Consider the following 12474-nt stretch of genomic DNA (forward strand, 5'->3'; position numbering starts at 1 on the left):
AGAAGGTAAATCCCCCCGATCTTGCGGTGCAGAAAGAGGGTTTCCGCCGGCGGTACATGGGTCAGATCACGCTCCGCTCCCAGCGCCATGCCGATATCACGCAGGCGCTCCGGAAGATCGGCGGTGCCGAAATCGAACGGGTCGGATCGGCGCAGCGGGGCCATGGCCGTCTCGAACATCGTTTGAATGATGGCCTGGTGCCGGGGGGCGGTTTGCGCGTCCATCGACTGGCCCCTGACAAACGACATCGCCAGTATTCTCGGAGTACTCAGGTCCGGATGCAGGTCCGGCAGGCCGAGGCAGAGGTCACCAGCAGGACCCCTGATGTCCGGGGGCGCGACAGGGATTCACCGCAGATGTTGGACCTGGCATGTCGACACGAATCCGGCGAATGGAATCAACTTTACCGATACTGGCTGGCGTGCTACCATTCAGCTTTCCAGAGGCGGTTTGGTCGTGATGGCGAGTATCTTTCGCCTAAACATCTGTGCTACCGGACAATCGCCCCGCAGAGGAATAAGTGAGCGGACCGAAAGGTGACTTTAAAAGCAGTCTTTTGCATTATGTTTTTATCAAATTTAAAATTCATGATATTCTCAGATCAGCGCACAAGGCTGACGTGACAGAAGGATTTTATCATGACTCGTCCAAGTGTGCTGGTTCTGGATGATGAGGACCAGATTGCAAAGCTTGTTGATACGGCCCTGTCCGAGGACGGGTGTGACGTGTGCACGGTCGGCAAAATCTCTGACTTTCGGGAAAAGCAGGCTGAGCAGGATTTCGACATTTACATCATTGATCTTGGTCTTCCCGATGGCAACGGGTTGTCCTTGATCCAGGAGCTCTCTCGTAATCCGGCTTGCGGCGTCATCATTCTGAGCGGACGTGAGGCGGACACGGATCGTATCGTTGGTCTTGAGATTGGCGCGGATGATTATATCACCAAGCCGTTTAAATTGCGCGAGTTGGTGGCCCGTGTCCACGCTGTCTTGCGCAGAACGCAAAAGCAACCGATTGCGCAGCAAGAAGTCGCACGGGACATGAATAGTACGACTGGGACAACAAGCGCCATTCAGTTCGATGATTACAGACTTGACCTTGGTGCCCGGCTTCTGTTCGCGCCCGATGGCGGCGAAATCGAGCTGACCACCGCAGAGTTCAACCTGCTTGCCGCATTGCTGAACCGTCGCGGGCAGGTCCTCAGCCGGGACCAGTTGATGAACGCCGTCAAGGGACGCGATTGGGAAAGCTATGACCGCGCGATTGATAGCCTCGTGAGCCGGTTGAGACAAAAGATACCTGCTCCGAGAGATCGCTCTCATTATATACGAACGGTTCACGGGGTTGGATACGCATTCTCGTTATCCGCCAAGGATTCCACCCGCAATCATGAGTCCTGAATGTATGAGATATTCAACATTTCATCCCATCCGGAGAATGAGGCGCCGTTGACAAGCCCCAACTTGTTTTGCGGGGGGGCGTGTTTCACGATGCTCCACAGATTTACCTGAAGCGATGTGGTTGGCCGAGCGCGCAGAAATGCATGACTTTCTTCGGTGGTTCGTATCACGGAGGCCGCCGCAGACAGGCTTTGAAATGAAAGAATACAAGGGTTGCGACCGTGCCTCGAAGAGCGACGCAAGAGGTGCCTGGTTCTGGCGATCATCTGCATCGCTTTGCCTTTTGTCATGCCTTTTCGCATCGACGGTAGCATTCACCAGCCTGCCGGCACTTTCTGACCCGTTCCGGATCGGTGGCGTTGAGTATCTTGGCGACTTGCCCACTTTCATCGCGGAACGTGACGGGCATTTCGCACGACATCACGCGGATGTCGAAGTCATAACCAGCGGTTCGGGACGCGAGACTCTCGGACAGTTGCGGGCCGGAGAGATCGATTTCGCGCTTATGGCCATGACCCCACTGGTTTTCGATGCGTTGGCCAATCCCGCGCGTGACGGACCGGACACCCCGGTGATTCTGGCCAATCTTTCGCATGTACGTCCAGTGATTCATTTGATGCTGCTCGATGCCGGTGACGTCCCTTTGAAAGACGCGCTGCGCGGGCGGACCGTGGGAGTGCCGCGCGGCACCAATGCGGATTACGTTCTTCATGTGACCGCCAGGATCGCAGGCCTCTCCGAAGGCGACTACACCTTGCTGGATATGGACCCTGAGGAAATGAGCGACGCGCTGGCTGCCGGTCGGGTCGACGCCGTCAGCGTATGGGATCCTTGGGCGTTCCGGCTCCGTAACCGATTCGGCGACCGTCTGAGAGAAGAGCCGGATACCGGCAACTACGTCTCGCGCTGGTTGCTCGTCACGCGAAAGGAAGTCGCCGAGACCGATACTGGCCATACCCGCGCCATTCTTCATGCGTATCGCGACGCCGTTGACTGGATCCAGGCAAACCCGGAGGCGGCGCTTGCTGCACATGAAATGCGTATTTCCGACCTGAGAGCGATACCGAGAAGCAGAGACGTCGATCTTCTGTTCGATGTGACACTGGACTGGTCCATGATCGTCAGTTTCCGGCAACAACTGGCCTGGGCCATCAGGAGTATGAATGTCAGCGACGGGGAAATGCCCAGTGTCATGGACATGGTTGCTCCCGGCCCGCTGGCCACTGTTGCGCCGGGCGCGATCACCATTCCATATCTCCCCGAAGACAGCGGCAGGCAAGACAAATGAACCTCGTGCGCCTCTCGCAGATTTGCCTCGCCCTCTGCCTGTTCAGCTTTCTCACATTGTCTGGTGTGTCATTTTACTTTCTGGACCGTCTTCACAAGGAGCAGGAGCAGCTTGCGTTTCTTTTGAAGATCCAACGCGAGGTTGGCGCGATATCGGTTGGAGCCGACGCAATCGCGTTCTCCGGGGCCGATCAGAAGCTCTACGACGCATTCGTCGCCAAGGCGCGTGATGTACAGATGGATTTGCAATCGCTTGCCAACGAGTTTCCGGATGCCCGAAATGCCATCAAGGCTATCGACATGATACTGGCGGACCTCGGCCCGCTGGCGTCTCTGAGCCGTGAAGAATACCTTGATCGCCTCACGGGTGCAGATGCAGACGACGAGTTCGCGAACCTTGCAGCCTCCAATATCGCAAGCCACGGCGTCGCACTGGATGCCGCTGTCAGCGAGGCGTTGAAACAGAGGCAACAGCAAATCGCGGACCGGGCATTCTGGGTCGCTGCATCTTTCGCGTCGGTGGCATCGCTGTTCCTCTTCGCCGCAGTCGGCAGCTTTGTGTTGATCTACCAGCGCATCGGGGGACCGCTACGCGCGTTCGCCCGGGCGATCAAGGCGGTTGACCAGGGGAAACCGGATGCGCGTGCTCCAGACAGTTCCAATGACGAGATCGGAGAGGTTGGCCGCGCCTTCAACGCGCTTATCGAACGTCGCCATGCCGCAGAGGAGGAACTGGAACGTTCCGCTTCGCTTTTGCGTATTGCCGGCCAGATGGCCCGGTTCGGAGGCTGGCGCTATGATGCGATCACCGAGAAAGTCGAATGGAGCGACGAAACCGCGATTATCCTCGGAGAGCCACCGGGCATCCAGCCGTCTCTGGAAGACACGTTGAACTACTACGTCGAGGAATACCGTCCCCGCATCGCAAAACTGTTCGGCGACTGTATCGAAGAAGGCAAGCCTTTCGACGCTATCTTCCGCATCCGCAAAGCCAACGGAGACATTGTGTGGATTCGCTCCGCTGGCGAACCAATCGATAGCGGCGACGGCACCATCGCTGGCGCTCATGGTGCTTTCCAGGACGTGTCTGACATCATGGAAGCCCGCAGTGAGGCAGAACAGCGCGATGCGGAATTGCAGGATGTCATCAGCTCGATCGGCGATGGCTTCATGATTCTCGACCGGGAGTGGCATTTCCGCTATGCCAACACCACTGCATTACGCTTGATGGGACGCTCCGGAAGGGATGTGGTCGGTCTGAACATATGGGAAGAGTTACCACAGGCGGTGGGGACAGATTTCGAACATTACTGTAATTCGGTCCTGGAAACCGGGCAAAGCCAGTCCTTCGTGGCGTATCTCGCGCCGCTGGAAAGGTGGTTCGAGGTCAGCGCGCATGCCACCCGCGAGGGGCTTGCCGTGTACTTCCGTGATTACACGGAGGAATACGAACGGCAAAGACAGTTGCGTCTGCTTCAAGCCGCAACTGACCGGATCAACGATATCATCCTGATCACCGAGGCGGAACCGATCGACGGCCCCGACCATCCGCGCATCGTTTATGCGAATGCGGCCTTCGAACGACGCACGGGCTACACGCGCGAGGAAGCACTGGCGGGTACGCCGCGGATTCTCCAGGGCCCCGAGACCGAGCGCGCGGAGCTTGATCGCATCCGGGCCGCTCTGAAGGCCTGGAAGCCGGTGCGCGCCGAACTGATCAACTACACGAAATCAGGCGAGCCGTTCTGGCTCGAACTCGATATCTCGCCTGTCGCCGAAGAAACCGGCTGGTACACTCACTGGATCGCCGTCGAACGCGACATCACCGAACGCAAGGATATCGAACGCCAGCTGCGTGAAGCCCAAAAGATGGAAGCCGTCGGTCATCTGACTGGCGGCGTCGCACATGATTTCAACAATCTGCTGACTGTCATTCTGGGCAATGCCGAGCTGATTTCAGAGCGCGCAAGCGATCCGAAACTTCGTGAAATGGCGGAAGTCACACTGTCCGCGGCCGAGCGTGGGGCCGAGATGACGGGGCGCCTTCTGGCGTTTGCACGTCGCAAGCCGCTGAATCCGAAGCCAACGAATATGAACCAAGTGCTGGAGGCAATGCAGCCACTTATTCGGCGCACGCTACCCGAGAGTATTGACATCGAATTCATACTCGACCCGGACCTTGGTATCGCGGAAATCGATACCGGGGAACTGGATTCGGCCCTGCTGAACCTCCTTGTCAACGCACGCGACGCCATGGAGGACGGTGGAAAACTTACCATCGAGACCGCCAATGTGGTGCTGGACGACGATTACGCCGCCCGCCACATCGAGGTCGAGCCGGGCGAGCATGTCATGATGTGCGTGTCCGACACTGGCAAAGGGATGGATCCGGAGACACTTCGACAAGTATTCGAGCCGTTTTTCACCACCAAGGACGTGGGCAAGGGAAGTGGCCTCGGGTTGAGCATGGTTTTCGGATTCACCAAGCAATCGGGCGGACACATAAAGATATACTCTGAACCCAATGAGGGCACGTCGGTTAAGCTTTATTTCCCACGCCTGTCGACAGAGCAAGAAACGGATGTCAAACCGACGCTCGAGGCTCCGCTGAAAGGCGGAAGCGAACATATTCTGATTGCCGAGGATGATGACCTCGTGCTCGAACACCTCAAGAACCAGCTTGTTTCGCTGGGTTACCGCGTGAGTTCGGCAATGTCGGGTCCAGAGGCGCTTGATGTTATGAAAGCGCACGACGATATCGCCCTCTTGCTGACCGACATCGTCATGCCCGGGGGGATGAACGGGCGCGAACTTGCTGAAAAGGCTCAGTTGGCTCAACCGTCCCTGAAAATCTTGTTCACCTCGGGCTACACCGAGAACGCGATTGTCCACCAGGGACGCCTCGACCCGGGAGTCGCCCTGTTGAGCAAACCCTATACCCGCCTCGAACTGGCAACCAAGGTGCGCCGCGTTCTCGACGAGGACCGCGGCGAATTTGCGTAACATGCCACCCCGCCCCGAGGGTGAGCCATCGCGGACTGAAGCAGCGGTTATCGGCTGGACCAGGTGCGCTTGAGGCCGTTTGGCCGACCCGCGCGCCCCAAGGCACCCTGGCGATCCATCTGGTACCGCATTCAGGCCGTTTGCATGACCAACTGCGACACGGGAACGAGCCGTGACTCCCCTTTGCGCGAGGGATACCCAAAGGGCTGGGTGTTTTGAAACGGCTGCGCGCTGTGCTTTGTGCGGCGTGTACGGTCAAGATTCAGCTTGTAGCCGATCCCGTAGATCGTTTCGATGCCGTCGAACAAAGGATCGAGCTTGCGAAGCTTGTTGCGCACCCGCTTTATGTGGCTGTCGATATTGCGGTCGTTGATCCCGTCCTGATGGCCATACTCGTAGATGGTTTCAATCAGCTGTTCGCGCGACTTGACCAGTCCATAATGGCGGGCAAGCGCGTTGAGCAGATCAAACTCCTTCTTGGTCAGGGACAGTTCGCGCTCCAGCCAGAACGACTGAAACCGGCTTTTGTCCATGACAAGCCTACCACGCTTGCACGGCACCTCTAGGCTGTGTTCCGCGATTTGCTCGCTCTTCTTGTCGACCGGCCGCGCGCGGGACGTGATCCGGGCGAAGAGTACCTCTGGCGACACCGGCAAGCGGATGTAGTCTTGTGCGCCAAGGCGCAGGAGTTTCAGCTCCTGAGACGCGTCACCATTGGCCGTCGTCGCGATGACCTCGGCAGCGCCATTGAATCCGTGCTGGAACATGAACTTCCAGCCGTTGGCCTCGGGATCGTCGAGCGAGACCACGATCATTTCGGGCCGGAACCTCGAGAATTCCTTTTCGGCGCGTCCGAAATCGGCAACAACCATTGCCCTATTCCCGGCCTTGCGCAGAAAATCCGCGGTTTCATTGAGAAGTGCCCGGTCGGCACCAACGAGCATCGTTCTGGTCATTTTCCTACCCCCGGTATGTCTGCCGGCCCATTTGCCGACGACACCTACATGAGGCCTGACTTTCGCCTTCTTTTGGTCCGGATCTCAGAAAACGTTCCAGGCATGTGCAAAAATGTGCGGTGGCTGTGTCACCGCTGTTGTCGCTCATGCCAGAGGAAACGCGATCGCTCGAAGACGCGTCACTTCCTCGGAGGCCGGTGTCTGACGTCAGCGTTTTGCGACAGATTTGAGGTTTTGGCACAAGAGGGGCTTTGTTGATGGCATGGATGCCCCCTCCCGACGACCAGACCTCAGGCCTGCGTTCATACGGGCATCCTATGTCAGGCGGGGAACACTAGCGGCGTGCGGCGAAGAACGACCGGAGCAGCGTCTCGGACTCCTGCGCGGCAATGCCGTCATAGACTTCCGGCACGTGGTGGCACTGCGGATGCGCGAACACCCGCGGCCCCTGTGCCACGCCGCCCGACTTGGGATCGGAAGCACCGTAGTAGAGGCGCGCGATGCGTGCCGCGCCGATCGCGCCGGCGCAGGCCGGACATGGCTCGAGGGTCACGTAAAGATCGCACCCCGTCAGCCGTTCCGATCCGAGCGCCGCACAGGCCGCGCGAATGGCCAGCATCTCGGCGTGGGCAGTCGGATCGCGCAATTCGCGCATCTTATTGCGGGCGCGCGCCAGCACCCGCCCTGAAGGCTCCACCACGACCGCACCGACCGGCACTTCGCCCGCCCGCGCGGCGGCGCGCGCTTCCTCCAAGGCAAGGTCCATATGGCTGCGAAAGCCGCTCATGCCTCTCCTTTGCCGCTTTCCAAGCGGCTGTCAAACCGCTAGGCCCGGGCCATGAACGACAAGTCTCCGAAAGGCGAGCGCATCGCCAAGGTCATAGCCCGTGCCGGCCTTGCCAGCCGACGCGAGGCCGAGCGCATGATCATGGCCGGCCGTGTCTCGGTGAATGGCAAGGTGATCGACCGTGCGGCCCTCAACGTGACCGATCAGGACAGGATCCGAGTGGACGGTCGCGATCTCGCCGCACCCGAACCGTCGCGCCTGTGGCTCTATCACAAACCCGGTGGCCTTGTTACGACCACACGCGACGAACAGGGGCGCCCGACCATCTTCGACGACCTGCCCACCGACCTGCCCAGGGTGATGAGCATCGGAAGGCTGGACCTGAATTCCGAGGGGCTGCTGCTTCTGACGAATGATGGCGCGCTCAAGCGTCGCCTGGAACTGCCGAGCACCGGCTGGCTTCGCAAATACCGGGTCCGGGTCAAGGGCCGCCCGTCAGACGACACGTTCGAGCCCCTGCGCCGCGGCCTGACGGTCGACAACGAGACTTTCCAGCCGATGAGCGTGACACTTGACCGTCAGCAGGGCGCCAATGCCTGGATTACAGTGGGTCTTCGCGAGGGGCGCAACCGAGAGGTCCGCCGTGCCATGGCGGATCTGGGACTCGAGGTGAACCGCCTGATCCGCATTTCCTACGGGCCATTCCAGCTCGGGCAACTCAGGCCCGGCGCGGTCGAGGAAATACGCCCCCGGATCCTGCGCGACCAAACCGGAACGTCAGTGGATGAAACCGGCTCCGGAGCGGCCAGGCCGCCCAAGCCGCGGCCCAAGCGCAGCCGCCGGCGCTGAGCCGGCGCGAAAGCACCCGATTGGTTTTGTTTTCGTCACTGGCCTGCGCTAAAGCGGTGGCGGATTTCATTCAAACCGAGGGGCGGATCACCGATGGCCGATCTACTGACCGTGGAAAACCTGGGCAACCTGCTGATGCTGTGCTTTTTGCAGGCGGTCCTGGGTTTCGACAATCTTCTTTACATTTCCATTGAGTCGCAGCGTGCCCCGGTGGCCCATCAACGCGCGGTGCGGTTCTGGGGCATCATCCTCGCGGTGGTGTTGCGGGTTGTTCTTCTGTTCGTGATGGTGCAGCTGATCGACGCGCTGGCCGAGCCTTTCTACGTCTTCGACTGGCGTGGTGTCATCGAGGGCGGCGTGAATTTCGCCACCTGTGTCTTCGTCATCGGCGGCATCTTCATCATCTACACCGCCGTGAAGGAGATCGGTCACATGCTGACCATCGAGCATCTGGACACCGACGTGAGCGGCAAGCCGGGCAAATCGGCGGTTCAGGTGATCATGATGATCGTGACCGTCAACCTGATCTTCTCGTTCGACTCGGTGCTATCGGCACTGGCGATCACGGATGTCTTCGTGATCCTTGCCACGGCAATCCTGCTGTCGGGTCTGGCGATGCTGCTGCTGGCCGACGGTGTGACGAAATTTTTGGAAAAGAACCGCATGTACGAGGTTCTGGGTCTCTTCATCCTGCTGATCGTGGGTGTGGTGCTTCTGGGCGAGTCCGGACAGGCCGCGGCCCACGCGATGCATGATGACAGTCTTGCCCTCAGGTTCTTCGGCTACGAGGTGGTGCCGATGTCCAAGACCACGTTCTATTTCTCGGTCATCGTGCTGGTCGCGGTCGAGGTGATCCAGTCGGGCTATACCCGCAAGCTCAACGCCGAACGGCGCACCGCGTCGCGGCATTGAAACGGCGCGCGGCAGGAACGTGCATGGCCTGATATGCATCCGCACTCGCAGTTCGCACTGGCAAGCCTCGTGCGCATCGCCTAAGTTTGACGGAGTGTTTTCGTTGTGAAGGTGCCGATGTCCCAGACGGGTCTGCAGAAACTGGCGTTTTTCCTGCTTGTCATACTGATCCTCTACGTGTCCATCGCAGGAGGGGTGTGATGGCGCAGAAGTTTGGCGGAAAATTCAGCCCGGAGGGCGGCACGGATGCCTCCCGCGTTCAGGACCGCGGCACCTATCGCGGCGCTCGGCGCACCCGCGCCGGGGGGCGGGTGAACCTGCTGTTCATCGCGCCGCTGCCACTGGTATACGGGGCTTTCACCACCGGTCCGGCGGGGCTTGCGATGAATCTTGCCGCGCTCGGGCTGATGCTTCTTGCCGCATGGCTCACCCGTGAGGGCATTGTGGCGCAGGAGGCGTACGAAAGTCGCAAGATCGCCCGCCGCCCCGCGGTTCCGCGCAAGATGGCCGGATCGCTGTCGATCGGTTTGGGCCTCGGGCTGGCAGGGTATGCGGCGTCTGGCGGCCTTGCGGCGCCAGTGATCTACGCCTTGGCGGGCATGGTGCTGCACGGGCTTGCCTTCGGTATCGACCCCATGAAGGACAAGGGGGTGGAAGGTGTCGACATGTTCCAGACCGAGCGCGTCGCGCGCGCGGTGGATCAGGCCGAGGAGCGGCTGCGCGAAATGACCAGCGCCATCCGCGGTGCCGGCGACCGGGCGCTGGAACGGCGAGTCGAGCGGTTTTGCGGCACCGCGCGTGATCTTTTCCGAACAGTCGAGGAAGATCCCCGCGATCTGACGGCCGCACGCAAGTATCTCAGCGTATATCTTCTGGGCGCGCGCGATGCCACGGTCCGCTTTGCGGAAATCTACAACCGCAGGCCCGATCCGCAGGCCCGCGCCGATTACGAGGCGTTGCTTGACGATCTCGAAGGAAATTTCGCGGCCCGCACGGAGAAACTCCTGAACGACGACCGGAGCGATCTGGATATCGAGATCAGCGTGCTGCGCGACAGGTTGAAACGCGAGGGCGTGCGCCCCGATTGAACGAGAAGAAAGGTTAACGAATGTCCGAAAAAGTCCGCCGGGAGGCCGAACAGGCGATCGCCGATGTCGAAAAGGTCAGCGCACAGCTCTTGCCGAAACCCGCCGATGCCGGAGACATAATTTCGCTGGACAAGGCCGATGAGCCGTCAAGCGCAGAGATCACCAAGCGCATGGCCGAAATCGACATGGGCGATACCAACTCGATCGTCGCCTTCGGGTCCGCGGCCCAGTCCGGCTTGCAGGAAATCTCGCAATCCATGCTCTCGGGTGTGCGCAACAAGGATGTCGGCCCGGCAGGCGACAGCCTGCGCGGCATCGTGACCACCATACGCGGCTTTTCCGTGGATGAGCTTGATGTCCGCCGTGACCGCAGCTGGTGGGAGAAGCTGCTTGGCCGCGCCGCACCGATTGCCAAGTTCACGGCCCGCTTCGAAGAGGTGCAAAGCCAGATCGACAGGATCACCGAGGATCTGCTGCACCATGAGCACGCGCTTCTCAAGGACATAAAATCACTCGATCTTCTCTACGAGAAAACGCTGGCTTTCTATGATGAGCTGGCGCTTTACATCGCCGCCGGCGAGGAGAAGCTCAATCAGCTGGACACGACAGACATACCGGAAAGGGAGGCCGCGGTAGAGGCCGCACCCGAAGCCGAACAGGTGATGAAAGCGCAGGAGTTGCGTGATCTGCGCGCCGCACGAGATGATCTGGAACGCCGGGTGCACGACCTGAAGCTGACCCGGCAGGTGACGATGCAATCCCTGCCCTCGATCCGTCTGGTTCAGGAAAACGACAAGAGCCTGGTGACCAAGATCAACTCGACTCTCGTCAACACCGTTCCGCTATGGGAAACGCAGCTTGCACAGGCGGTCACCATCCAACGCTCTGCCGAGGCCGCGCAGGCCGTCGGCGACGCCAATGACCTGACCAATGAGCTTCTCACCGCCAACGCCGCCAACCTGCGAGAAAGTAACAAGAAAATCCGCAAGGAGATGGAGCGCGGGGTCTTCGACATCGAGGCAGTCAAGAAGGCCAATGCCGATCTCATAGGCACGATCGAGGAAAGCCTGCAGATCGCCGACGAGGGCAAGGCGCGCCGCGCAGAGGCCGAGACCGAACTTCAGAAGATGGAAACCGAATTGCGCGACACGCTCGCCGCTGCCAAGGCCCGCGGGGACGGCACGGGTGACACCGCCGCCACCGCGGTTCCGAAGTCCTGAGGCAACATGCGGGCCGGCCGGATCATATTGCACCTGCTGACCGGTTTCGGGCTGATGACGCTTGCCGCCTGCATGGACGTCAATGACCGGCCGGCGACCGAACCGCCCCCGCAGGACGCGGCGTTGCCCGCACCGGATGCGGAGGCGGGGCCATCGCCGCGCAGCCGCGCACTCGCACGCCATTATGCCAATGTGCAACGCAGCCTGCTGGCCCGCGGGCTTCTGCGAACCGATGGCGGCGGCGTCGACACGCCTTACGACGCCGATGATCTGCTGCGCAATTTCGAGCGCATCGCATTCTACGACGAGTATGCACGCGACGGCGGGCTCAGGCACTCTGACGGTCAGGCCGGCGGGTTGCGAAAATGGGCCGAACCTGTCCGCATCGCGGTGGAGTTCGGTGACTCCGTTCCCAAAGAACAGCGCGAAGAAGACCGGCAGGCCGTGGCCGCCTATTCCGCGCGGTTGAGCCGGATAACCGGTCATCCGATCCGCGCGGGTGCCGCCCGGCCCAATTTCAACGTGCTGATCATGGGCGAGGACGACCGGGACCGGGCCATTGCCCGGATCCGCCAGATCGTGCCCGGGATCAGCCCCAACTCGATCGACCTATTCCGCGGTCTCCCGCGTTCCATCCATTGCCTTGTCGTGGCGTTTTCGAGCGGCGGATCGGATTACGTCTACAAACGCGCGATCGCCTTCATTCGCGCCGAGCATCCTGACTTGCTTCGCCGCTCCTGCATTCACGAGGAGTTGGCGCAGGGCCTCGGGCTGGCCAATGACAGCCCCCGCGCGCGCCCGTCGATCTTCAACGACGACGACGAATTCGCATTGCTGACGACGCATGACGAGGAACTTCTGCGGCTGCTCTATAACCCCGCTCTGAGCCCCGGCATGACCGTCGCCGAGGCCCGCCCGATCCTCCGGCGCCTGCTGGCCAGCCGGATCGGGCCATTCTGATGATCCAAGGAG

The 12474-nt window shown here is 60.4% G+C and carries 10 protein-coding genes and 1 pseudogene; 8 read left to right on the forward strand and 3 right to left on the reverse strand.

Annotated features, from left to right (window positions below):
- Positions 1–248 (reverse strand): annotated as a pseudogene (locus tag DQW77_RS13790) (hypothetical protein); the annotation flags it as partial.
- 390 nt (positions 249–638) lie between these two features.
- Between DQW77_RS13790 and DQW77_RS13795 the strand changes: the two are divergent.
- The 3 genes from DQW77_RS13795 to DQW77_RS13805 all read left to right on the forward strand — a co-directional run bounded on the left by DQW77_RS13795 (position 639) and on the right by DQW77_RS13805 (position 5690).
- Positions 639–1400 carry a winged helix-turn-helix domain-containing protein gene (locus DQW77_RS13795; RefSeq protein WP_113258816.1) on the forward strand — a complete coding sequence of 254 codons (762 nt, stop codon included), beginning with the start codon at positions 639–641 and terminating at the stop codon, positions 1398–1400.
- 196 nt (positions 1401–1596) lie between these two features.
- Complete coding sequence (locus tag DQW77_RS13800) at positions 1597–2688, forward strand: ABC transporter substrate-binding protein (protein ID WP_181711276.1); 1092 nt, start codon at positions 1597–1599, stop codon at positions 2686–2688.
- Positions 2685–5690: a PAS domain S-box protein gene (locus DQW77_RS13805; RefSeq protein ID WP_113258818.1), complete on the forward strand. Its 3006-nt coding sequence runs from the start codon at positions 2685–2687 to the stop codon at positions 5688–5690. Before DQW77_RS13800 ends, DQW77_RS13805 begins: the two co-directional genes overlap by 4 nt.
- 131 nt (positions 5691–5821) lie before the next feature.
- Here DQW77_RS13805 and DQW77_RS13810 read toward each other — a convergent pair whose 3' ends face one another.
- Complete coding sequence (locus DQW77_RS13810) at positions 5822–6646, reverse strand: response regulator transcription factor (protein ID WP_113258819.1); 825 nt, start codon at positions 6644–6646, stop codon at positions 5822–5824.
- A gap of 334 nt (positions 6647–6980) precedes the next feature.
- Positions 6981–7433, reverse strand: a complete 453-nt coding sequence (locus DQW77_RS13815; protein WP_113258820.1) for a nucleoside deaminase — start codon at positions 7431–7433, stop codon at positions 6981–6983.
- Between the two features lie 51 nt (positions 7434–7484).
- Between DQW77_RS13815 and DQW77_RS13820 the strand changes: the two genes are divergently transcribed.
- From DQW77_RS13820 to DQW77_RS13840, 5 genes are all read left to right on the forward strand, one after another.
- Positions 7485–8282, forward strand: coding sequence for a pseudouridine synthase (locus DQW77_RS13820; RefSeq protein ID WP_113258821.1), 798 nt, complete (start codon positions 7485–7487; stop codon positions 8280–8282).
- 93 nt (positions 8283–8375) lie between these two features.
- A complete protein-coding gene (locus tag DQW77_RS13825; RefSeq protein ID WP_113258822.1) occupies positions 8376–9194 on the forward strand; it encodes a TerC family protein in 819 nt (272 codons plus the stop codon).
- A 200-nt stretch (positions 9195–9394) separates the two neighbouring features.
- Positions 9395–10282, forward strand: coding sequence for a 5-bromo-4-chloroindolyl phosphate hydrolysis family protein (locus tag DQW77_RS13830; RefSeq protein WP_113258823.1), 888 nt, complete (start codon positions 9395–9397; stop codon positions 10280–10282).
- Positions 10283–10302: 20 nt separating this feature from the next.
- Entirely contained in the window at positions 10303–11502 is a 1200-nt protein-coding gene (locus tag DQW77_RS13835; protein WP_113258824.1) for a toxic anion resistance protein, read from the forward strand.
- Between the two features lie 6 nt (positions 11503–11508).
- Positions 11509–12462 carry a DUF2927 domain-containing protein gene (locus DQW77_RS13840; RefSeq protein ID WP_113258825.1) on the forward strand — a complete coding sequence of 318 codons (954 nt, stop codon included), beginning with the start codon at positions 11509–11511 and terminating at the stop codon, positions 12460–12462.
- Positions 12463–12474 lie beyond the last annotated feature (12 nt).

Origin of the sequence: Roseovarius sp. TE539, assembly GCF_003298505.1 — a bacterium.
In the GTDB taxonomy this organism is placed as follows: Bacteria; Pseudomonadota; Alphaproteobacteria; order Rhodobacterales; family Rhodobacteraceae; genus Roseovarius.

Excerpts from the sequence above, each read along its gene's own strand:
- DQW77_RS13795 (WP_113258816.1), top strand. The coding sequence starts at position 639 with ATGACTCGTCCAAGTGTGCTGGTTCTGGATGATGAGGACCAGATTGCA.
- DQW77_RS13800 (WP_181711276.1), top strand. The coding sequence starts at position 1,597 with ATGAAAGAATACAAGGGTTGCGACCGTGCCTCGAAGAGCGACGCAAGA.
- DQW77_RS13805 (WP_113258818.1), top strand. The coding sequence starts at position 2,685 with ATGAACCTCGTGCGCCTCTCGCAGATTTGCCTCGCCCTCTGCCTGTTC.
- DQW77_RS13810 (WP_113258819.1), bottom strand. The coding sequence starts at position 6,646 with ATGACCAGAACGATGCTCGTTGGTGCCGACCGGGCACTTCTCAATGAA.
- DQW77_RS13815 (WP_113258820.1), bottom strand. The coding sequence starts at position 7,433 with ATGAGCGGCTTTCGCAGCCATATGGACCTTGCCTTGGAGGAAGCGCGC.
- DQW77_RS13820 (WP_113258821.1), top strand. The coding sequence starts at position 7,485 with ATGAACGACAAGTCTCCGAAAGGCGAGCGCATCGCCAAGGTCATAGCC.
- DQW77_RS13825 (WP_113258822.1), top strand. The coding sequence starts at position 8,376 with ATGGCCGATCTACTGACCGTGGAAAACCTGGGCAACCTGCTGATGCTG.
- DQW77_RS13830 (WP_113258823.1), top strand. The coding sequence starts at position 9,395 with ATGGCGCAGAAGTTTGGCGGAAAATTCAGCCCGGAGGGCGGCACGGAT.
- DQW77_RS13835 (WP_113258824.1), top strand. The coding sequence starts at position 10,303 with ATGTCCGAAAAAGTCCGCCGGGAGGCCGAACAGGCGATCGCCGATGTC.
- DQW77_RS13840 (WP_113258825.1), top strand. The coding sequence starts at position 11,509 with ATGCGGGCCGGCCGGATCATATTGCACCTGCTGACCGGTTTCGGGCTG.